The following is a 22019-nucleotide window of genomic DNA, read 5'->3' as shown; positions in this document are numbered from 1 at the left end:
CAGAGTCTCCAGAACTGAGTTAAAGGTGTTACTCGCCGATGAGGGTGACGTTACACTGCCGTCCGGGCATCATTTCTTCAAGGCCGTCGGTCAGCATCTTTCCGGCTTCATGCAGCTGATCGGGCGGCATCTGCGGCAGACTTTCCAGAATAAACCACATGTGTTGCGCTTCAACGCTTAAGCGAGTCCTGATTCCCTGCCGCCAGTTCCAGCGACGGCAGGTTACGCCGGCATCATCACACCAGACGACTTCGCCAGGCGCAGGATATTCCACCGCCATAACCCCTTCTTTCATGGTATCAAAGGGTTCCGTGCCTGTTGCCACCGTCAGGCGAGGTGCACCCCGGTACGCGGCAATATTTTCTCCCCCTACGGGCACGGCATAACGCAGACTGACAGCGTTATAAAGATCAACGACCGGATCGAGCGCGGGCAGGGTGCCATCGCGAAGCACGCGTTTGCGTAGCGCATCAGCAGAACAGGGCGTGCGTTTTGGTTTGGCACCAAACTTCTGAAACACACCTGCCCATGCGGCCAGATGGGATTCAGCCCAGGCGGGGGAATCTGACAGCACCGCTTCACAGGCCGCCTTCAGTGCCGTTACCCCGACGTGCGGATCCACGACAGGCGCTGCCTGTACACTGATGCTGAGCGCCCGAAAACCGGGGGCGATTTGATAGACTTCAGGGGAAATTGACGCAGATACGATTAACACGCGATAATCCTGTAATGACCATTTTATTTCATAATAGCGACCAATGACCAAAAAAGTCAATTTAGTGACCTTCGCCGGCGCAGATGTCAACACGGTTAATGAAGCCGTATCCCTGCGGATTAAGCAGTTTCGTAAACAAAGAAAAATTTCTCTCGATGAGTTATCCCGCAAAGCCAGTGTCAGTAAGGGGATGCTGGTTGAGATAGAAGGGTGCAAGGCTAATCCCAGCATTGCGCTGTTATGCCGGCTTGCTGCTGCCATGGGCGTGTCCGTGGCGGATTTTGTTGATGTCAGCGCCAGGCCAGATGTGCACATCATCGCTGATACGGACATCCCCGAACTCTGGACAGGAGACAAAGGGGGAAGCGCCAGGCTGCTGGCCGGCTCAGGTGGACCCGATATGCTTGAGCTGTGGCTGTGGGAAATGCGGCCAGGCGAAAAGTTTGAATCACCCGGGCATACCTCAGGCACGCTGGAGCTACTGCACGTAAAATCCGGAACCCTCACGCTTGGCGTGAAAGAGAGTGTATTTCAGGTAACGGCGGGATTTTCCGTTACAGCCAAAACCGATGTTCCACACTTCTATGCAAACCAGGGAGAAAACACGCTGAACTTTATCATGACGGTAAATGAAAAAGCGTCATAAACGTTTTTCAATGGACGGCCAAAGAAGCCCTGATTTGTGCGCAAATAATCATCCTTGGTTTTCGCTATTCATGTCCGTTTCTGCCACCAGGCGGACTGTGTATTCGCCATGAGCGAGGAGCGGATATTAGCGACAAAGAGCCGGGGAATATCACATAGCGGCCAGGTCGATATCGCACATGGCTTGATCTAATAGCCGCTGGCGCCTTATTAAGGTGTATAAAATATCCGGATCGCTACCAGAATGGATCGATGAGGATATCTGACTACACCGTTGGAATAGTGCCGCCATCGATGACAAATTCAGTACCGGTGATCGCGGCAGCATAAGATGATGCGAGGAAGACAATGAGATTTGCTACCTCAATGGGTTGAGAAGGGCGTCCCAGCGGAATACCGCCAAGTGCCTTCATGATGATCTGCTTACCGCCTTCGTAATCTGTTCCTGCCTGCTGCGCCAGCCGTTCCGCCATGGCCACGGAAGCTTCGGTTTCGATCCAGCCGGGTGCCACGCGAACCACCCGAACCCCCTGCGACGCAACCTCTTTCGACAGGCTTTTACTGTAGGCTGACAGCGCCGCTTTCGCTGCTGCATAACCCGTGGTTGATTCTGGTAAGGGCAGTTCTCGCTGGATAGAAGTGACATGGATGATCACTCCGCCCCCCTGCTGCAGCATGGCAGGCAACAGCGCACGATCTAAACGTACCGCGGGCAACAGATTAAGATTGAGCTCCTGTTGCCACTCCTCTTCACCCAATGCTGCAAAGCCACCACCGGGTGCAGTAGAACCGCCAGCCACATGAACAATGATGTCGACGCCTCCCAGATGTGTCTGAACGGCTTCCGCGACTGAGTTACACCCTTTAACCGTGGTCAGGTCTGCCGTTACGAAAGCGTCTGCTCTACATTCTGCAGATGCGTGGCGTGCGGTTGTTAATACTGTTGCACCCAGCTGTTTGAATAGCCCAACTACCGCTTTACCCACACCTTTGGTACCCGCAGTGACCAATATGCGTTTACCGTGGAAATCGAGATCACATGGCATTGGAGAATCTCCGGTCTGTTGATGTGGCAGTACAATAATCAGTAATGCTGGCAATATCGCCACCCTTGCTGAGCGCGAAGTCGTCATAAATAGCGAGCAGTAATGTAAATGGCATAGACCTGTACTCCCTTTGTTTACAGTACGGTCATATTCCACATAGACTGTTAAATTGACAAGTACGCACAAAAAAGTGAGTTACTGAATGATGAGTAAGTTATACAGTCCGGAATCAGCCGCAAGCGGAGTGGCGCAGGTTATTCAACTGCTGGAAGGGCGCTGGAAATTAATCATCCTTTTTCATCTGTTCGACGGCAAAGTACAGCGCTATTCAGATTTTGAAAAATTAATTCCCGGTATTTCGCAGAAGATGCTGGCGCAACAACTGAGACAGCTGGAAGCCGACGGTATAGTGTCGCGGATGGTGTATCCTCAGGTGCCACCGAAAGTGGAATATCGACTCACTGAATGGGGACAGGCACTTTGTCCTGCTCTTGATGCCATGCTGAAATGGGCGGAAAGGCGCCCGACTTAACCAGCCTCCCGCCGGATGCTATCAATTTCCGCCGTGCTCTAAAATTAATGCTGCGAATCCGGCAACGCTCCACCTTAAAGTGCAGCGATTATCGCGGCTTCCATTTTTTCCGGGGACGTGATCGGTGCAAAGCGTTTCAGCGGCTGGCCGTCGCGTCCGATGAGAAACTTGGTGAAATTCCACTTAATCCGTCCGCCCAGCACGCCGGGGAGTTCCGCTTTCAGATAGCGAAATAGCGGGTGCGCTGCGCTGCCGTTAACCTCGACTTTGCCGAACATCGGGAAGCTCACCCCGTAATTAACATGACAGGTTTGTGAGATGTCATCAGCGTTTCCCGGTTCCTGCTTACCGAATTGATTGCAGGGATAGCCAAGCACCACCAGACCCTGTGCGGCATATTTCTGATAGAGCGCTTCAAGGCCGGCGTACTGGGGCGTAAAGCCGCAATGACTGGCGGTATTCACCACCAGAACCACCTTGCCAGCGTAGTCGGCCATAGAGATAGGTTGACCGGTCAGGCTGGTGGCCGAAAACTGATAAAAAGAAGGGGGCATGTCAGTGTCCTCAAAACAGCACAGGTTCGATGTTGATGTTGCCACGCGGGCCCAATAGCGGGCTTCATAGCCTGGCGCGCACAGCATAACTTTCTGCGCGCCGTGGTCACAATAACACTGACATCTAACCTTGCAGACAGAGCCTGGTCGCTGGCACAAAACTCTGTCTGCCAGTCTCACTCAGACGCCTCTGCCATCAGTGCCGCCTGCACAGCAGGGCGCGCATTGATCCGTGCCATATACGCCAGTAGCGCAGGCCAGCGATTCAGCGTCAGTTTGGTCTGGTGTGTTCGCCATCCGGTCAGTCTTCTGTTGCTGCGCAGTCACTGCTGACGACGCTGCGTAAAGAAAGATAAGCGGCGGTCCGGAGGTCACTTCATCGGCTGGCTAACCGTCAGTTTCATAATGAAGGGCCTCGCCGCAATCTGTCAGCCGCATGAAAACCGGGAGGTTAATAAAAATCCGTGGCATCCGTGTGTTATGCCATCATGGCGCAATGACCGCCGACATCTGCTTCAACACTTCGTCACGTGCTCTCAGGCCAGCATTCGGCGTTAACACCTGTTCATCCTGAATCAGTTTGGCAAAAACAATTTTTTTCCTGCCTTTGGTCGCCCAGCCGACATACCAGCCATAGGCATGGTGCGGATCGTATTGATTATTTTTCCCCGGTGAGCCGGTTCCTGTTTTGCCGTGCACCGTCCAGCCCTTAACGCTGACGTCGTAGCGGGTAATATTATCTGTCATGTCATAGGCATGCTTGTTTACGTGCAGCTCACGGTTAACGACTTTCCTTAAAAAGCCAATCTGCTGAACCGGTGAGATCTGCAGGGATGACATAACCCACACCCCATTCTGACCGGGGGCGCTGACGTCAACGGCGGAAACATCTTCGTTTCCATAAGCAAACGCCTTTACATAGTCTTCAAAGCGATGCTGTCCGATTTTTTTTACAACCTGCTGCGAATACCAGAAGACCGAATATTTTAGCCACGCCGTAGGATCGATTTTATTCATCCAGTTTTTACCGCCCCAGTCCGGGTATCCTTGTTGGTAATCCCAGGCGGGTTCCTTTTCATTTTTCAGCACGCCGGCATCAAATCCCATCAGGCTGATGGCTATTTTAAAGGTGGATGCGGGTGTGACTTCTCTACTGCAGTCGTTGCCACTCTCCAGCAGGACTTTGCCTGATTCAGCGTCAACAATCAGGGTGCACAGATTTTTGGCTAATGTCTGCTGTGAAAATAATATCGCAGCAACAGAGGCCATAACGGCCAGACGGGTTTTCATTGATGATTGAATCCAAAGTTAAATGCTAACGTAATTTACACCCTGAGAAAGGGCACTGAGCGCGGTCAGGCCGTGCATAAAGAGACTGGTCACGCCACATCCCTTTATCATCTGCAAATTATCGCGTCCGGTGTGCTTATTAATAACCCTGAGCGGGGGTAAATAAAAACGATTTAATCTGCGCCTGTTTTTTAGGAAAACTAAACGATATGAAACCGTATTTCCGGATGACAAACGGCGCGAAAACGACGCTATTGCGATCTGCACACCTGCGGCATTTTTCGTCTCGACGGTGATATAAGCGGTAATTAATGGATTGTAGTCCTGCGCCTACATAACCGGTAAGCACATCCGATGGTCAGGGATATTAATACGTGACAAGCTTATCCCCAGTTCACGGCAATCCTCTGCCAGGCATAATGAGAATAAATTTTCAGGAGTGGTTATGCAGCCGGTTAAACGTTGGCAACGCGATATCTGTCATTTAAATACCCGGGCGTTAACCTGGGTGGCGGCGGGCGCATTTTGCGCGGGCTGCTGGTTATTGATCAGCGTGCTGGTGCTAACCCTGTAACGCGTAGCCAGTGCGAAGAGAATTAGCGCCAGCCGGAAGGGAACCCGCACCAGGGCGTCAGGGATGAAATTTTTGTAGTGGTTGGGGGCGCGTTGCCCCTTTTTTTTGCCTGCAGACAGGGGTAATGCAATGCGCAGCCCGTGCGATTACGGCCCGAGACGCAGCGTTTCGGCGCGTTTTGCTGTCTCGTAAACGTATTGCAGCATCGGTTCTAAATCGGCATCCGGTCCGGCGCTGATAATTTTGCCGCGCAGCCATTCAATTTCACTGGTGATATCAGGATGAAAGATGGTGTTGTTTTGCGCGTTGCGTAACCACTTCAGCAAAAAGTTATTTTTCCCGCGTACGCCGCCGGACTTCTTGCTGTTCACATAGAGTTTTAACGCAACCAGAATGCAGTAATAGAAATGGACGCGCTGACTATAATTCTGCAACATCTCTTGGCTCTTCATCTGCCGTTTTTCACGCCCGCCAGTGTGCATTGATGTGAAAAGCAGGTCAAACACAATTGGCCGCGCGCCTGTCACAATTGCGAGCGCAACCAACATTTTAAGAATTTCTTTAGCAGCAGATAAATTGTGCCCGTCAGCAGCTGGATGCTTTACCGGGCAGAATAGCCTGTGATTATTTGTTAATAATCACAAAAAAGCACAGCCGTATCTGATAATTAGATAGATCCGATTCTCTAAATGAATTTCCCCTCCGCATCGCCATCTGCAACTCTGTTCTCCGCGCTGGCCACCCTTGCGTTTTACCGGCCGGTGAAATTTTTATTTGCATCAACATGGCTGTCATAAACAGGAGGTGAATTATGACAAAACCTGCTCTGGCGTTCGCTGCGGCCTTACTGGCGCTCAATGCCACCGCATCCATTGCGGCTCAGCCGCATCACGTTTATACCAATAAAGATTTCTATAAAAATGGCGTCTTCCAGAAAGAGGTGGCGAAAGATGCAATAGCGCAACTGCTCGCCTCTTATGGTCATACGCTGACGCCGGCCATGCGCCAGCAGCTGTGGGTCAATGATTTCGGGCTGGGCGATTATCAGCATGTTGGCCTGGCCAGCATCACCTGGGTCAATAATCTGGATTACGGTTATTACGCTATGACCATGTATCTGCTGCCGAACCAGATGATTCCGGAGCATCGACACATGCCGATTAGCGCGCCGCCGGCACGTCCGGCAAAACATGAATCATGGCGCGTCCTCGATGGCTGGGTATATAACTTCTCAGAAATTGGCGCCGCATCAGCGGATATTCCGCCGACGCCGAAAAGTTTTGGTCCGGTGCAAAGCCACAATGTCGTCATTCAGCATCAGGGCGAAACGCTGTCGCTGAAAAAACTGGAGAGTTATCATTTCCTGATGGCCAACAGTAAAGGGGCGATTGTGGATGAATATGGCAACTGGCAGGATCGCCGCGGCTGGTTCAGCTCCAATCCTAAAGTCGCCCCTACGCCGTAAACCGTGCCCCATAATAAATAGTTGATGTGATTTCCCTGTAGCCACCGGAGGCGTTCGCGCCTCCTTTTTAATTAATGACCTTTACCGGGATGCGCAGAGAGCCGCTCAGCCGCGGCGATTTACCCGGTGCAGACGAATATCACGCTGTTTCATCTCTTCAACGGCAGCACAGGGGCAATCGTCATCGGTGATCACACCGTCCAGCTGCTGCAGCTTACACACGGAATACACGCTGTAACGACCATATTTGCTGCTGTCAGCCACCAGATAACGCTGCGCTGAGGCGGCCAGCACCGCCTGATTCACCAGCAAGGTGTTTTCGTCGGGTGTCGAGAGGCCGTGCGTGACATCCCACGCGCTGGCGCTGAGGAAAGCCAGATCAATATTGAACGCGGCAAGGGCGGTCGCCGCCATGGCACCCACGCTGGCAATATGCCGTTTATCAACTTTGCCACCCGTATGAAATAGCGTGATGTGGCTGTGGCGCATCAGCCAGGCGGCAATCGTAAAGTCGTTAGTCAGCACGGTGAGACTTGCCTTATCGCCTAACGCACGCGCAATTTCATAGCTGGTGGTACCGGCATCGAGGTAGACCACCTGGCCATCCTGTACCAGCGATGCGGCATAGCGGCCAAGGCTTTGTTTGGCGTGCACGTTCAGCTGCGCCTTCTCCACATACGGCAATGCCTGATGGACCACGGCAGGCAGCCTGGCGCCGCCGTGTATGCCGACCACCAGGCCGGCGTCCTGCATGAGTTTAATATCGCGGCGGATGGTCATCGCCGACACCGCCATCAGCGTGGCCAGTTCGTGAATGGTGGCCGATCGTTTCGCAAACAGGTAGCGATAAATAGCGTCTTTTCGGTCTTCGGGCAGCATCATGAGCTCGGGGTTAACAGTGACGTTTTGCCTGCCATGCCACGCGCGCATAGCGTCCGGTACGGCAGCTTCGCTATGATAACTCATCTGAAGTTGAATCAGATTCAACGAGGCAATGAGTCAGGAGACACGAAAATGCCCGCCCTGCAACGTAATGAACTGGCCGATCTGAATGTTTTTCTGCTGATTTGCCGGCGCAAGAGTTTCCGCCTCGCCGCGCTGGAACTCGGGGTCACCACGTCGGCCATCAGCCACACGTTGCGCAGTCTTGAAGCGCGTCTTGGCGTACGCCTGCTCAACCGCACCAGCCGGGCGGTGGTGCCGACGGACGCCGGTGCCGCTTTTTTGCGCCATCTGGAAACCGGCATTGCGCAGATTGAGCTGGCGCTGAACGATCTGCACCTGTATCGCGAATCACCCAGCGGCCGCCTGCGGCTGAACATCCCGCGTGATGCCGGGCAGCTGCTGTTTCGACCGATCCTGGCGCGCTTTATGGCGACCTATCCGGAGCTCAGTCTGGAAATTACGGTGGATAACAATCTGGTGGATATCATCGGCAGCGGCTATGACGCCGGGATTCGCTACGGCGCCAGCGTACCGAAAGATATGATCGCCATGCCGCTGACGCCCAAACTGCGCTGGATCGTGGTGGCGTCACCCGATTACCTGCGCGACGCGCCGCCGCTGCAGCATCCGGACGATCTGCGCAACCATCGCTGTATTCGCATGCGCCTTGGCAATGGCACGCTGTATAAGTGGCCGCTGGCGCAGGGCAAGGTGACGTATGAGGTCGATGTGCCGGGCACGCTGACGCTCAATGAGAGCGACATGATTATTGATGCGGTCGCCGGCGGTTACGGTCTCGGCTACTGCCCGGAGCGCTACGTACAGGCGCAGCTGGCGAGCGGGCAGCTGGTGCGCGTGCTGACGGACTGGTGCAGCGAAGACGAACCGCTGGTGATGTATTACCCCGACCGTCGCCAGCTGCACCCAGGTTTACGCCGGCTGATTGAGATGATCCGTGCCGAAACGATGCGCTAACGCTGGATGCGTGCGGCGTAAATAATAAACGTCACTACGCCAAAAATTTCTAACTCCTCCTCTTCACGCAGCCGGATGGGCTGATAGCGCGGATTCATCGGCACCAGCTGGATGCAGGGATGCGTCTGCAGCCGTTTGACGGTGAACTCGCCGTTAATGGCGGCGATCACGATGTCGTCGTGCCGGGCATTGAGTGAGCTGTCGACCACCAGCAGGTCGCCTTCGCGGATATTGGCATCGCGCATCGAGTCGCCTTCGACGCGCACAAAATAGGTGGCGCTGGGGCGGGTCACCAGCAGCTCATTGAGATCAATCTGGCGCTCAATGTAGTCCTGAGCGGGCGAGGGGAAACCGCCGTGCACCGCGTCAAGGAATAGCGGGCGGGAGCGCGAAGGCGGTGAAAGCTGTGGCAAAAAGAAACGCGTCATAGCGAACATTCCATAGATACTGTTTTTATATACAGTATCAGGCGGTTTTTGCTATGATCAAGTCTGCCCGCGGTAAAAAAAGCGAAGCGTATGAAAAACAGCAGAATTCAGTTTTTTGCCGCGCAAACCGCTGAAAAGTGCACTCTTCGCTAAGCACTCTGTGCGCCCGTCTGGCGAAACTTCAATTGTTGTCTACACTTAATGTTGCCGATGTTCGTAGTGCGGTTGCAGTGTTGATGAAAATTTCGTTTAGTTCTGGAGCGTTACCCTTTCGATTCCCGTGTTTACGGAAAAACCTCCTCACTTCCTGCCTGCCTGCGAACAGACTGCCCGTTTACGTTCAGATACAGGAGGAGACGTGACCCCTGCGGTTAATGAGAACAGCACCCTGCCGTCGCTAAGTGGCGGACTTTACGCCTTCTTTTTTGATGTTGACGGCACGCTGGCCGCGCTTCAGTCGCAGCCCGAGTCGGTTTCCATCCCCGCATCGGTGCGCCAGCATCTGCAACAAATTTCTAATTTAAGTCACGGCGCGCTGGCGCTGGTTTCCGGCCGTCCGATCAGCCAGCTGGATGAGCTGGTCGCGCCGCTGGAAGCCCCGGCAGCGGGCGTGCACGGCGCTGAGCGCCGCGATGCCAGCGGACATCTGCATCGTCAGTCGCTGCCCGATGAGGTGGCGCAAACGCTGCAGGTTGAACTGCAGCAGACCCTTGACCAGTGGCCCGGTACGCTGCTGGAAGTAAAAGGTATGGCCTTTGCGCTGCACTACCGCAACGCGCCAGAGTATGAAAACGCCATCATGCAGCTGGCCGAAGAGGCGGTAACCCGCTTTCCGGCGCTGGCGCTGCAGCCAGGTAAATGCGTGGTGGAACTGAAACCGCAGGGCATCGATAAAGGTGCTGCGGTACGCGAATTTATGCAGGAAGCGCCATTTACCGGTCGCATTCCGGTATTTGTGGGCGACGATCTGACCGATGAGAAAGGCTTTCTTGCAGTCAATGCCATGCATGGCATCTCGGTCAAGGTCGGTGAAGGTCCAAGCCAGGCGCGCTATCGTCTGCCCGATGTGGCAGCAGTCTGGCACTGGCTGGAACAACTATTATTACAACTAGAACATGACAACGTCGGTAAGGAGTTTAGGTTATGAGTCGTTTAGTCGTCGTATCTAACCGTATCGCTATTCCTGATGGAAGCAAAACCAACGCAGGCGGTCTCGCCGTCGGCATTCTGGATGCGCTGCAGACCACCGGAGGATTGTGGTTTGGCTGGAACGGAGAGATCAGTGAGTTTTCCGGTGAAGAAGATGAGGAACTTACCCAGATCGAACAAGACGGCATTACCTATGCCTCATTCCCCCTCAATCAAAACGATTACGATCAGTACTACTGCCAGTTTTCTAATACGGTGATCTGGCCCGCGTTCCACTATCGCCTCGATCTGGTGCAGTACCAGCGTGAAGCCTGGGAAGGTTACTGCCGCGTGAATACCCTGCTGGCGCAGCGGCTGAAACCGCTGATCAAGCCGGACGATATCCTGTGGATCCACGATTACCACCTGCTGCCGTTTGCCGCTGAACTGCGTAAACAGGGCATCAATAACCGAATCGGATTCTTTCTGCATATCCCGTTCCCGACGCCGGAAATTTTCAATGCGCTGCCGCCGCATCAGGAACTGCTGGAAATGCTGTGTGAATACGATCTGCTGGGTTTCCAGACAGAATCCGATCGCGTGGCGTTTCTCGACAGCCTGAGCCAGCTGACGCAGCTGCAGAATAAAGGCGAGAAGAAGCATCGCGCCTTTGGCAATACCTTTATGACCGAGGTTTACCCTATCGGTATCGAGCCGGACAGCATTAAAGAGATGGCGGAAGGGCCGCTGCCACCGAAGATGGCCGCGATGAAGCGTGAGCTGGGCGATTTGCAGAATATCATCGCCTGTGAGCGTCTCGACTATTCCAAAGGCTTGCCGGAGCGTTTCCTTGCCTATGAGGCACTGCTGGAAAACTTCCCGCAGCACCGCGGCAAAATCCGCTACTCACAGATTGCGCCGACCTCGCGCGGCGACGTGCAGGCCTATCAGGATATTCGTCACCAGCTGGAGACGGAAGCGGGGCGCATTAACGGTAAATACGGCACGCTGGGCTGGACGCCGCTCTATTATCTCAACCAGCATTTTGACCGCCGCCTGCTGATGAAGATTTTCCGCCTGACCGACGTGGGGCTGGTTACGCCGCTGCGTGACGGCATGAACCTGGTGGCGAAAGAGTATGTCGCGGCGCAGGATCCGGACGATCCGGGCGTGCTGGTGCTGTCGCGCTTTGCCGGAGCGGCTAACGAGCTGACTTCTGCGCTGATCGTCAACCCGTACGATCGTGATGATGTGGCGGCGGCGCTGGACCGCGCACTGACCATGCCGCGCACCGAGCGTATTTCGCGCTATAACGACATGATGGCCGTACTGCGTAAGCAGGACATTTCGCACTGGCGCGAAAGCTTCCTGAACGATCTGAACACGCTGCCGGCGCGCAGCGCCAGCCACGGTAGCGATAACAAGGTCGCGACGTTTCAGAAGCTGGCGTAATTAGCCCCGCAAGGCGCGATTTTCCCCTCAGGCAATGCCTCTCCCGTACGCGGGAGAGGTATCCGTCAGACGACGCAGGCAGGACCGTGCTGCGTAGCGTTTTCACGCGACACCCTCGCCGGATGAAATCGATTTCATTTTGTTAAGCGCTAACCCGCTGACCCGGCACCAAAAAACGCACGAATTGGTTAAAATTAAGCCAGTTAAGCACTGAAACGCTGAATTTTTTCTTCCGACCCTAAAGATTTGGCTGGCCAGGCCGATAGTTCTAATACATCAGTGTGTTAGTTAGTCAATTCATTCATATCGCTAATGTAACGTGCTGTTACATCCCTTGTGACTCGCTAAACCCTCCCTACAAACTCTTTACACACCACAAGCGCGCCGCATCCACTCTTCACGCTTCGCTAGCACAGCGCCATTAGTCCTGTGTGGCAATATTCCCTGTAAGTGATTAATTTAAAAGCGAATAATTACAGCGATTTTTGGTGTTTTATGCTGCCTTTTTGGTTTATTTCGGGGTCTTGTCTTTGCCTAAAGCCAACGTAGCAGATAAAAGATCGTCCCATGGCGGCGATCTGCGACACACTTCAAAATTCAGACTTTTCCTGTGAAATATTAGCGAAACGTTTCAAAATCGCTCAAAAAAAGAACAACAGAAAAGCATTACTGAAGCTTCACTTGAAAAATTTGCCTTAAAAGTGTGACGCAGATCACACTTTATCTAAAATTTCATACCAATCACGTTGTATGTCGAAATCAGACGATATAGATTTGCCTTGTTTTCGGATTAGTCTTAAAAAACTGTAAGCAGACGTCACGGAAGATGGTTACAACTCAAGAAAAGATTGGCCTGGAGTTTTGACTACTACTGATCAATATCCCGGTGGGAAGTGAAACAGTTCAGTACGCGTTGGCTTATGCCTGATTATTTTTTGCCATCTTTAGATTTACCAACCAGCAACCCGAACCATAGAACACATAATTCTGTGGCCGTATATATGTCGCGTCTATCAGGATGGAAAAAAATGGGTACATCAGAATTACTAAAACACATATATGACATCAATCTGTCATATTTATTGCTTGCACAGCGTTTGATAAACCAGGAAAAAGCTTCAGCAATGTTTCGTTTAGGTATCGATGAGCCAATGGCGGATGCATTGCAGCAATTGACTTTACCTGAGATGGTAAAATTAGCGGAAACCAATCAACTGGTTTGCCAGTTCCGCTTTACCGATCACAATCTTATTAACCGTTTAACGCAGGAATCACGTGTGGATGATTTGCAGCAAATCCACACCGGTATTTTATTATCCAGCCGTTTATTGCGCAGCGCATCGAAAGATGATGTCTCTGCTAAAAAGAGGGCGGTATAATGACCGAAAAAAGTATCGTTCAGGAAGCGCGTGATATTCAGCTGGCAATGGAGCTGATTACATTGGGCGCACGACTGCAGATGCTGGAAAGTGAAACCCAGCTGAGCCGCGGTCGCCTGATTAAACTGTACAAAGAGCTGCGTGGTGCACCACCACCGAAAGGCATGCTGCCATTCTCTACCGACTGGTTCATGACCTGGGAACAAAATATTCATGCGTCGATGTTCTGCAACGCCTGGCAGTTTCTGCTGAAAACCCGGCTGAGCAGTGGCGTAGAGGCGGTTATCAAAGCGTATCGCCTGTATCTTGAGCAGTGTCCGCAATCGGACGAGGGCCCGCTGTTGGCGCTGACCCGCGCCTGGACCCTGGTGCGATTTGTTGAAAGTGGCATGCTGGAATTGTCTGACTGTAAATGCTGTGGCGGAAGCTTCATCAACCACGCGCATCAGCCGCCGGGCAGCTTTGTTTGCAGCCTGTGCCAGCCGCCATCACGTGCCGTAAAAAGACGTAAACTTTCTGCAGATTCTGCCGATACCTTTCCACAACTGCTGGATGAACAGGTTAAACGCGCCGTTTAAGTTTGTTCGCATCGTGGAAAGCATCCAGCAGCGGTTAATACCGCTGCTTTTTTTTTGCCCACACCCTGTGAATAACACCTGCGGCTCTCTGGCTTAACTTCCACCAACACGTTACGGACGTAAGGATGTTTTTGTGCTGATTATTGTGGGTTATATCGTAGTCCTCGGTTCCGTGCTGGGCGGTTACATGATGGTAGGCGGCCATCTGGGCGCGCTTTACCAGCCGTCGGAGTTGCTGATTATTGGCGGCGCCGGCATTGGTGCGTTTCTGGTGGGCAACAACGGCAAATCGATTAAAAAGACGCTAAAAGCGCTGCCCTTGTTAATGCGCGGCTCAAAATATAACAAAGCCGTATACATGGATTTAATGGCACTGCTGTATCGCCTGATGGCGAAATCACGTCAGCAGGGCATGCTGTCGCTGGAACGCGATATTGAAGATCCCAGCCAGAGCGAAATTTTCGCTAACTATCCGCGTATTTTGTCCGATAAACCTTTAGTGGATTTTATTACCGACTATTTACGTCTGATGGTGAGCGGAAATATGAATGCTTTCGAGATCGAAGCCCTGATGGATGAAGAGATCGAAACCTATGAACACGAGTGCGAAGTACCAGCACAAAGCTTAGCGGCAGTCGGTGATGGCCTGCCGGCGTTTGGTATCGTCGCCGCGGTAATGGGCGTGGTGCACGCGCTGGCCTCCGCGGACCGCCCGGCGGCAGAACTGGGCGCGCTGATTGCGCATGCCATGGTGGGAACCTTCCTCGGTATTCTGCTGGCTTACGGCTTTATTTCGCCGCTGGCTTCCGTGCTGCGCCAGAAGTGCGCGGAAACCACCAAGATGATGCAGTGCGTCAAAGTCACGCTGCTCTCCAGCCTGAACGGTTATGCGCCGCAGATCGCCGTCGAGTTTGGTCGTAAAACCCTGTATTCCACCGAGCGTCCGTCCTTTACCGAGCTGGAAGAGCACGTACGTAACGCGAAAAACCCGGCTAAGCAGACTTCGGATACGCCTTCATGAAGCACGGTAATCGCCCGATTGTGCTGGTCAAACGGCGCAAACATAAAAAGCATGAAGGCAGCCATGGCTCATGGAAGATTGCCTATGCCGACTTTATGACGGCGATGATGGCGTTCTTCATGGTGATGTGGCTGATCTCGATCGCCAATCCGCAGGAGCTGGTGCAGATTGCCGAATATTTTAAAACGCCGCTCAAGGTCGCCCTGACCGGCGGTCAGCGTAGCAGCGACAGCGAAAGTCCGATTCCCGGCGGCGGCGATGATCCGACGCAGAAGAAAGGCGAAGTGCAAAAACAGGTCGATATGGATGCGCAAAAGCGCCAGCTGGATGACATTCGCCTGAACCGGCTGCGTGAAAAACTCGACCAGTTGATTGAGGCCGATCCTCGCCTGAAAGCGCTGCGTCCGCATCTGATCATCAACATGGTGGAAGAGGGGCTGCGCATTCAGATTATCGATAGCCAGAACCGCCCGATGTTTAAAACCGGCAGCGCGGAAGTGGAGCCCTACATGCGCGATATCCTGCGCGCCATTGCGCCGCTGCTGAATGATATTCCTAACAAAATCAGTTTGTCCGGCCATACCGATGACTTCCAGTACGCCAGCGGCGATCGCGGCTACAGCAACTGGGAACTGTCGGCAGATCGTGCCAATGCCTCACGCCGTGAGCTGGTGGCGGGCGGGCTGGACGGCGGCAAAATGCTGCGCGTGGTCGGTATGGCCGACACCATGAAACTGAAAAACCGCGGCGCCAACGACGCGGTGAACCGTCGTATCAGCCTGCTGGTGTTGAACCATGACACCGAAGCGGCGATTGAAAAAGAGAATGCCGAGAGCGATGCCGTTCAGGTGAGTGACCCGGCGCAGATTTTACCTAGCATTACCGCACCGGCTGGTCCGGCGGCGCCAACTGCCCCCACGGGTTCTACCGCAGCACCGGCCACACCGGCAGCCGCGGCGAATCCGCCGGCAGCGGCACCGCCCGCCGCCAGCGCGGTGACACCAGACCAACCCTCACAGCCGAGGTGATCCCGTGAGCATGGACATCAGCGATTTTTACCAGACGTTTTTTGATGAAGCCGATGAGCTGTTAGCGGATATGGAGCAACACCTGTTGGGACTGGATCCCCAGGAGCCCGATTCCGAGCAGTTGAATGCCATCTTCCGCGCCGCCCACTCCATTAAGGGCGGAGCCGGTACGTTTGGCTTTACGGTTTTACAGGAAACCACCCACATCCTGGAAAACATTCTGGATGGTGCGCGCCGTGGCGAAATGCAGCTCAGCACCGACATCATCAACCTGTTTTTGGAAACCAAAGATATTATGCAGGAACAGCTCGATGCCTATAAAACCGCGCAGGAGCCAAACGCAGAAAGCTTTAACTACATCTGTGAAGCCCTGCGCCAGCTGGCGCTGGAAGCCAAAGGAATAGCCCCGCAAGCCGCCGCACCGGTGGTGGCGCTCGCCGACGTGGCAGCACCTGCCGCACCTGCCAGCAGCGGCCTGCGCCTGCAGCTGATCAATCTGAAAGAGAAAGAGCCTGATCTGCTGCTGGAAGAGCTGGGCAACCTCGGCACCCTGACCGATGTGGTGAAAGGCGCCAGCTCGCTGGAAGCCACCATCGACGGAGTCGGCAAAGACGATATTGTGGCGGTGCTGTGTTTCGTGATTGATGAAGCGCAGATTCAGTTCCCGCAGGACGCCGCACCCGCCGCCGTTGCCGCCGCGCCAGTCGCTGAGGCTGAAGCCGAAGCGCCGGTGCAGCAAACGGCGACCGTCACCGACATTACCCCGGCGGTGAAGCGTGAAAGCAAACGTGCGGCCGCGCCCGCCAAAAGCAGCGAATCCAGCAGTATTCGCGTGGCGGTGGAAAAAGTTGACCAGCTGATCAACCTGGTCGGCGAGCTGGTGATTACCCAGTCGATGCTGGCGCAGCGCTCCGGTGCGCTGGATCCGGTGGCACATGGTGACCTGCTCAACAGCATGGGTCAGCTGGAGCGTAACGCCCGCGACCTGCAGGAATCGGTGATGTCGATTCGTATGATGCCGATGGAGTACGTGTTCAGCCGCTTCCCGCGTCTGGTGCGCGATCTGGCCAGCAAGCTGGGCAAAGAGGTTGAACTGACGCTGCTCGGCAGCTCAACCGAACTGGATAAGAGCCTGATCGAACGCATCATCGATCCGTTAACGCACCTGGTGCGTAACAGCCTCGACCACGGCATCGAAACCCCGGAAAAACGGCTGGCCGCCAGCAAAACGGCGGTCGGCAATCTGACGCTGTCAGCGGAACATCAGGGCGGCAACATCTGCATCGAAGTGATCGATGACGGTGCCGGCCTCAACCGTGAACGTATCCTGGCGAAAGCGCTCTCGTCCGGCCTGCCGGTCAGCGACAGCATGAGTGATGAAGAAGTCGGCATGCTGATCTTCGCGCCAGGCTTCTCGACCGCCGAGCAGGTGACCGACGTATCAGGCCGCGGCGTCGGCATGGACGTGGTGAAACGTAATATCCAGGAGATGGGCGGTCACGTCGAAATCTCCTCGAAGCAGGGCAAAGGCACCACCATTCGCATTCTGCTGCCGCTGACGCTGGCGATCCTCGACGGGATGTCGGTGCGCGTGGCAGACGAAGTGTTCATCCTGCCACTGAACGCGGTGATGGAGTCACTGCAGCCCACGGCTGAAGAGCTGAAACCGCTGGCCGGTGGCGAGCGTGTACTGGAAGTGCGCGGCGAGTACCTGCCGCTGGTTGAGCTGTGGAACGTGTTTGACGTGCAGAACGCCAAAACCGACGCCACGCAGGGCATCGTGGTGATCCTGCAGAGCGCAGGACGTCGCTATGCGCTGCTGGTCGATCAGCTGATTGGTCAGCATCAGGTGGTGGTGAAGAACCTGGAAAGCAACTACCGCAAAGTGCCGGGCATTTCCGCCGCCACCATCCTCGGCGATGGCAGCGTTGCGCTGATTGTCGACGTATCGGCACTGCAATCATTGAACCGTGAGAAGCGTGTGGCCGGTGCCGCAGCGTAACAGATAACGAAAGGGTAAAAAAATGACTGACATGGCAACCGTGACGAAAATCGCCGGCGAAACCGTCGGCCAGGAGTTCCTGGTTTTCACCCTCGGTGACGAAGAGTACGGCATCGATATCCTTAAAGTGCAGGAGATTCGTGGTTACGATCAGGTAACGCGTATCGCTAACACGCCGGAGTTCATCAAGGGCGTGACTAACCTGCGTGGTGTGATTGTGCCGATTATCGACCTGCGCGTGAAGTTCTCGCAGCCGGACGTGGAGTACAACGAAAACACCGTGGTGATCGTGCTGAATCTTGAGCATCGCGTGGTCGGCATCGTGGTGGATGGCGTGTCTGACGTGCTGTCGCTGACGCAGGATCAGATCCGTCCGGCACCGGAATTTGCCGTCACCATGTCGACCGAGTACCTCACCGGTCTCGGTGCGCTGGGCGAGCGTATGCTGATTCTGGTCGACATCGAAAAACTGCTGAGCAGTGAAGAGATGGCGCTGGTGGATACGCTGCGTAGCGCATAATCGTTCGCAGAGAGTCACGGGTCGCTGATGCGGCCCGTGACTATTACATCCTTTATTAAATCGTTATAAATCAATAGCAAAGCCCACAAATATTTCCTGCCCTCGCTCAATATTCCCGCCGCCAGGTCGATAACTGTATTGCACGATTTTTCTTCATTTCCCAGGGCAAACTATGTTTACGAAAATCCGCGTTGTGACCAGCCTGTTGCTGGTGTTGTTGGTGTTTGGCGTACTGCAGCTGGCTTCCGGCTCGCTGTTTTTTAAAGCGCTGAGTGACGACAAAAAAAGTTTCAATACCTCTCAGCTGGCGAGCAAAAACATTGCCGCCATCAATGATGCTTACATGAGCCTTAACCAAAGCCGCGTGATCCTGACGCGCATCCAGCTGCGTATTGCCACCAGTAAACTGACAGGCACCGAAGCTGACATCAGTACGCTGTTCGGGCAGAGCAGGACGTTCCAGCAGACGGCGCAGGACAAATTCACGCTGTTTAAAAACACGCCGGACACGCCGGGCCAGAACCTGCAGCTCAATCAGCAGCTGGAACAGACCTATAAAGCTTACGCCAGCGCACTGGCTGAGATGCAGCAGGTACTGCAGCACAACGATACCGCCGCAGCCGGCAAAGTACCGGTGGCCCCGACGCAAAGTGCCTTTCTGGAAAACTACACCCAGTGGCGCGCCGATCAGGATCGTCTGACGGCGGCCGGCGTGGCGGCGAACAGCGCCGCTTACGAACACATGATGTGGCTGCTGGGGCTGGTACTGGCGCTGGTGGTGGGCGTGATCGTGCTGTGCTGGTTCGGCCTGCGCAAGGTGCTGATTAAGCCGCTCAACGACAGCATCCAGCACATTGAACACATTGCGCAGGGCGATTTAACCCAGACCATCACCGTCGAAGGACGTAATGAAATGAGCCAGCTGGCGAGCAAGCTGCAGGAGATGCAGCAGGCGCTGGTGCGCACCGTCAGCAACGTGCGCGACGGCTCGGACGCCATTTTTACCGGCGCCAGCGAAATCTCCGCCGGCAATAACGATCTCTCGGCGCGTACCGAACAGCAGGCGGCGTCGCTGGAGCAAACTGCGGCCAGCATGGAGCAGCTCACCGCCACGGTGAAGCAGAACGCCGAGAACGCGCGGCAGGCCTCGCAGCTGGCGCTCAGTGCATCGGAAACCGCGCAGAAAGGCGGAGAAGTGGTGGAAGGCGTGGTGCGCACCATGCACGATATCGCCGGCAGTTCGAAGAAGATTGCCGACATTACCAGCGTGATTGACGGTATCGCTTTCCAGACCAACATCCTCGCGCTCAACGCCGCAGTCGAAGCGGCGCGCGCCGGGGAACAGGGCCGTGGCTTCGCGGTGGTGGCCGGTGAAGTGCGCAACCTTGCCCAGCGCAGCGCGCAGGCGGCGAAGGAGATCAAAGGGCTGATTGAAGACTCGGTGCGTCGCGTTGACAGCGGCCCACAGCTGGTCGGCACGGCGGGCGATACCATGGGCGAAATCGTCAATGCGGTGACGCGCGTCACCGACATCATGGGCGAGATCGCCTCGGCGTCGGACGAGCAGAGTCGCGGTATCGATCAGGTCGGCCAGGCGGTGACCGAGATGGACCGCGTCACGCAGCAGAACGCCTCGCTGGTGGAAGAGTCGGCGGCGGCGGCGGCCTCGCTGGAGGAGCAGGCCAGCCGTCTCAGCCAGTCGGTGGCGGTGTTCCGCATTCCACGTGGCGCTCAGCCTGCCAGCAGCACGGGCGTGCGCCATCCGCAGATCGCCCCTCCGCAGGCCAGTGCGCCACGCAAAGCGCTGACCGCGCCGGTCAGCGACGCCAACTGGGAAACGTTCTAAGCTGAAACGGGAGCGGACAACGCGCCGCTCCCTCATCGCCTGCTTTCTTTACTTATAAAACGCTGTAAAAAAGCTTTAATTCAGCATTATCCCTCGTAAAGTCCGGTAAACCCTCTCAAATATTCAGCGCAGCGGTCGATAAACAGGGCGTAACCCCCCTTTTTGGAGACACCATGTTAAAACGAATCAATGTCGTCACCAGCCTGATCGCAGTCCTGCTGGTGTTCGGTGCTATGCAATTACTGTCCGGCGGGCTGTTCTGGTCGGCATTACAAAAAGATAAAGAGGCGTTTGCTGTGGCACAAACGTCAAGTAATAACGTCGCTGCCATGTCCGATGCCTGGATTGAACTCAACCAGACCCGTACCGTGCTCAACCGCGCCATGCTGCGCATGCAGGGCAGCATGGCATCACAAACCAACGGCGGCCAGCTTAATGCGCTGATCGCGCAGACGGAGAAACAGCTCGACACCGCGGCCGGCCACTATCAGCGCTATTACGATCTGCCGGCGACGCCGGGGCTGCCGGATGCGCTGCGCGACCGGCTGGAAGCGGATTATGCCGCATTCAATAACGGCCTGAAGGCGATGCTGGCCCGGCTGAAAGCCAACGATCTGCAGGGCATGTTTGATCAGAACATTGAAGCCAAACAGGTCAAAATGAAAGCCACCTATGAAGAGTGGCGCAGCGCGCAGAGTGCTTTAGCCGCTGAGGGCGTGGCGCAGAACCAGCGTGCCTTCCACACCATGATGTGGCTGCTGGCGATTGTTGCCGTGATGGTGATCGCGGTAATCGTCGCCTGCTGGTTTGGCCTGCGCACGGTGCTGATTCAGCCGCTGCATCAGTTGCTCGGCCACATTCGCCATATCGCCGCAGGCGATCTGACGCAGACCATCACCGTTGAAGGGCGTAACGAAATGAGCCAGCTGGCCAGCAGTCTGCATGAAATGCAGCAGTCGCTGGTGCACACCGTCGGCAACGTACGCGACGGCTCGGACGCCATCTTTACCGGCGCCAGCGAAATCTCCGCCGGCAACAACGATCTCTCGGCGCGCACCGAGCAGCAGGCGGCGTCGCTGGAGCAGACCGCAGCCAGCATGGAGCAGCTCACCGCCACGGTGAAGCAGAACGCCGAGAACGCCCGGCAGGCCTCGCAGCTGGCGCTCAGCGCGTCGGAGACCGCACGCAAAGGTGGCGATGTGGTCGAAGGCGTGGTGCGCACCATGCATGACATCGCCGGCAGTTCGAAGAAGATCGCGGATATCACCAGCGTGATCGACGGCATTGCCTTCCAGACCAATATCCTGGCGCTTAACGCGGCGGTCGAAGCGGCGCGCGCCGGCGAGCAGGGCCGTGGTTTTGCCGTGGTAGCGGGCGAGGTGCGTAACCTGGCGCAGCGCAGCGCGCAGGCAGCGAAGGAGATCAAAGGACTGATTGACGATTCGGTCAGCCGGGTTAACGCCGGTTCGCAGCTGGTCGGCACCGCAGGTGACACCATGCAGGATATCGTCGGTGCGGTGACGCGCGTGACTGACATCATGGGCGAAATCGCTTCGGCCTCGGATGAGCAGAGCCGTGGCATCGACCAGGTGGGCCAGGCGGTGACCGAGATGGACCGCGTCACGCAGCAGAACGCCTCGCTGGTAGAAGAGTCGGCCGCCGCCGCGGCCTCGCTGGAGGAGCAGGCCAGCCGCCTGAGCCAGTCGGTGTCGGTGTTCCGCATTCCGCGCGCGTCGGCAGCGGCCCCTGTGCGTCCCCCGCTGACCACGACACCGCCGCGGCGCGCAAAGCCGCTGCGGCCCCGGTGAGTGACGGAAACTGGGAAACGTTTTAATCACTGCCTGAATCGTCCCCTCTCCCGCCGCGGGAGAGGGTCGCATGGCTGGCCCTTCACCG

21 protein-coding genes and 1 pseudogene are annotated in these 22019 nt (G+C 55.4%); 14 read left to right on the top strand and 8 right to left on the bottom strand.

From position 1 onward, the window contains the following. Positions 1–28: 28 nt before the first annotated feature. On the bottom strand, positions 29–715 hold the full coding sequence (locus tag H7K56_RS02630) for a B3/B4 domain-containing protein (protein ID WP_150361717.1): 687 nt from the start codon (positions 713–715) through the stop codon (positions 29–31). A gap of 43 nt (positions 716–758) precedes the next feature. Here H7K56_RS02630 and H7K56_RS02625 point away from each other — a divergent pair, with 43 nt between their 5' ends. Further along, positions 759–1361 carry a helix-turn-helix domain-containing protein gene (locus H7K56_RS02625; RefSeq protein ID WP_059010376.1) on the top strand — a complete coding sequence of 201 codons (603 nt, stop codon included), beginning with the start codon at positions 759–761 and terminating at the stop codon, positions 1359–1361. A 265-nt stretch (positions 1362–1626) separates the two neighbouring features. Here H7K56_RS02625 and H7K56_RS02620 read toward each other — a convergent pair whose 3' ends face one another. Further along, entirely contained in the window at positions 1627–2406 is a 780-nt protein-coding gene (locus H7K56_RS02620) for an SDR family oxidoreductase (protein WP_058757650.1), read from the bottom strand. 205 nt (positions 2407–2611) lie between these two features. Between H7K56_RS02620 and H7K56_RS02615 the strand changes: the two genes are divergently transcribed. Next, positions 2612–2938, top strand: coding sequence for a winged helix-turn-helix transcriptional regulator (locus H7K56_RS02615; RefSeq protein ID WP_150361716.1), 327 nt, complete (start codon positions 2612–2614; stop codon positions 2936–2938). Positions 2939–3012: 74 nt separating this feature from the next. Here H7K56_RS02615 and H7K56_RS02610 read toward each other — a convergent pair whose 3' ends face one another. From H7K56_RS02610 to H7K56_RS02600, 4 genes and pseudogenes are all read right to left on the bottom strand, one after another. Continuing rightward, positions 3013–3492: a glutathione peroxidase gene (locus tag H7K56_RS02610; RefSeq protein WP_150361715.1), complete on the bottom strand. Its 480-nt coding sequence runs from the start codon at positions 3490–3492 to the stop codon at positions 3013–3015. A 176-nt stretch (positions 3493–3668) separates the two neighbouring features. Continuing rightward, positions 3669–3767 (bottom strand): annotated as a pseudogene (locus H7K56_RS23275) (glutathione transferase GstA); the annotation flags it as partial. 211 nt (positions 3768–3978) lie between these two features. Next, entirely contained in the window at positions 3979–4782 is an 804-nt protein-coding gene (gene blaOXA, locus H7K56_RS02605) for a class D beta-lactamase (RefSeq protein WP_150361702.1), read from the bottom strand. Between the two features lie 720 nt (positions 4783–5502). Next, positions 5503–5793: a hypothetical protein gene (locus H7K56_RS02600; RefSeq protein ID WP_031279201.1), complete on the bottom strand. Its 291-nt coding sequence runs from the start codon at positions 5791–5793 to the stop codon at positions 5503–5505. A gap of 374 nt (positions 5794–6167) precedes the next feature. Here H7K56_RS02600 and H7K56_RS02595 point away from each other — a divergent pair, with 374 nt between their 5' ends. Then, positions 6168–6821, top strand: a complete 654-nt coding sequence (locus H7K56_RS02595) for a cupin domain-containing protein (RefSeq protein ID WP_058776238.1) — start codon at positions 6168–6170, stop codon at positions 6819–6821. 105 nt (positions 6822–6926) lie between these two features. Here H7K56_RS02595 and H7K56_RS02590 read toward each other — a convergent pair whose 3' ends face one another. Continuing rightward, positions 6927–7703 (bottom strand): DeoR/GlpR family DNA-binding transcription regulator, encoded by a 777-nt coding sequence (locus H7K56_RS02590; protein WP_238560956.1) that lies wholly within the window; start codon positions 7701–7703, stop codon positions 6927–6929. Between the two features lie 132 nt (positions 7704–7835). Here H7K56_RS02590 and H7K56_RS02585 point away from each other — a divergent pair, with 132 nt between their 5' ends. Beyond that, on the top strand, positions 7836–8741 hold the full coding sequence (locus H7K56_RS02585; RefSeq protein WP_150361701.1) for a LysR family transcriptional regulator: 906 nt from the start codon (positions 7836–7838) through the stop codon (positions 8739–8741). Here H7K56_RS02585 and umuD read toward each other — a convergent pair. Then, positions 8738–9169: a translesion error-prone DNA polymerase V autoproteolytic subunit gene (gene umuD, locus H7K56_RS02580; protein ID WP_058782084.1), complete on the bottom strand. Its 432-nt coding sequence runs from the start codon at positions 9167–9169 to the stop codon at positions 8738–8740. The two genes, H7K56_RS02585 and umuD, sit on opposite strands and share 4 nt — an antisense overlap. Before the next feature lie 358 nt (positions 9170–9527). On the opposite strand from umuD, the gene otsB reads away from it, so the two are divergent. The 10 genes from otsB to H7K56_RS02530 all read left to right on the top strand — a co-directional run bounded on the left by otsB (position 9528) and on the right by H7K56_RS02530 (position 21931). Next, a complete protein-coding gene (gene otsB / locus H7K56_RS02575; RefSeq protein WP_021506285.1) occupies positions 9528–10316 on the top strand; it encodes a trehalose-phosphatase in 789 nt (262 codons plus the stop codon). Next, on the top strand, positions 10313–11749 hold the full coding sequence (otsA, locus tag H7K56_RS02570) for an alpha,alpha-trehalose-phosphate synthase (protein WP_021506284.1): 1437 nt from the start codon (positions 10313–10315) through the stop codon (positions 11747–11749). Before otsB ends, otsA begins: the two co-directional genes overlap by 4 nt. Positions 11750–12777: 1028 nt before the next feature. Further along, positions 12778–13128, top strand: a complete 351-nt coding sequence (flhD, locus tag H7K56_RS02565; protein ID WP_021506283.1) for a flagellar transcriptional regulator FlhD — start codon at positions 12778–12780, stop codon at positions 13126–13128. Next, on the top strand, positions 13128–13706 hold the full coding sequence (gene flhC / locus H7K56_RS02560; protein WP_021506282.1) for a flagellar transcriptional regulator FlhC: 579 nt from the start codon (positions 13128–13130) through the stop codon (positions 13704–13706). The genes flhD and flhC overlap by 1 nt, the downstream gene beginning before the upstream one ends. A gap of 133 nt (positions 13707–13839) precedes the next feature. Next, entirely contained in the window at positions 13840–14727 is an 888-nt protein-coding gene (gene motA, locus H7K56_RS02555) for a flagellar motor stator protein MotA (RefSeq protein WP_021506281.1), read from the top strand. Next, positions 14724–15755 (top strand): flagellar motor protein MotB, encoded by a 1032-nt coding sequence (gene motB, locus H7K56_RS02550; protein WP_021506280.1) that lies wholly within the window; start codon positions 14724–14726, stop codon positions 15753–15755. Before motA ends, motB begins: the two co-directional genes overlap by 4 nt. A gap of 10 nt (positions 15756–15765) precedes the next feature. Beyond that, entirely contained in the window at positions 15766–17757 is a 1992-nt protein-coding gene (gene cheA / locus H7K56_RS02545) for a chemotaxis protein CheA (RefSeq protein WP_181444757.1), read from the top strand. 22 nt (positions 17758–17779) lie between these two features. Continuing rightward, complete coding sequence (cheW, locus tag H7K56_RS02540) at positions 17780–18277, top strand: chemotaxis protein CheW (protein ID WP_021506278.1); 498 nt, start codon at positions 17780–17782, stop codon at positions 18275–18277. A 172-nt stretch (positions 18278–18449) separates the two neighbouring features. Continuing rightward, positions 18450–20123, top strand: a complete 1674-nt coding sequence (locus H7K56_RS02535) for a methyl-accepting chemotaxis protein (RefSeq protein ID WP_150361922.1) — start codon at positions 18450–18452, stop codon at positions 20121–20123. A 173-nt stretch (positions 20124–20296) separates the two neighbouring features. Then, positions 20297–21931 (top strand): methyl-accepting chemotaxis protein, encoded by a 1635-nt coding sequence (locus H7K56_RS02530; protein ID WP_182688958.1) that lies wholly within the window; start codon positions 20297–20299, stop codon positions 21929–21931. Positions 21932–22019: the final 88 nt, after the last annotated feature.

Source organism: Pantoea dispersa (assembly GCF_014155765.1).
In the GTDB taxonomy this organism is placed as follows: domain Bacteria; phylum Pseudomonadota; class Gammaproteobacteria; order Enterobacterales; family Enterobacteriaceae; genus Pantoea; species Pantoea dispersa.
This window is presented reverse-complemented; position numbering and strand designations above follow the sequence as displayed.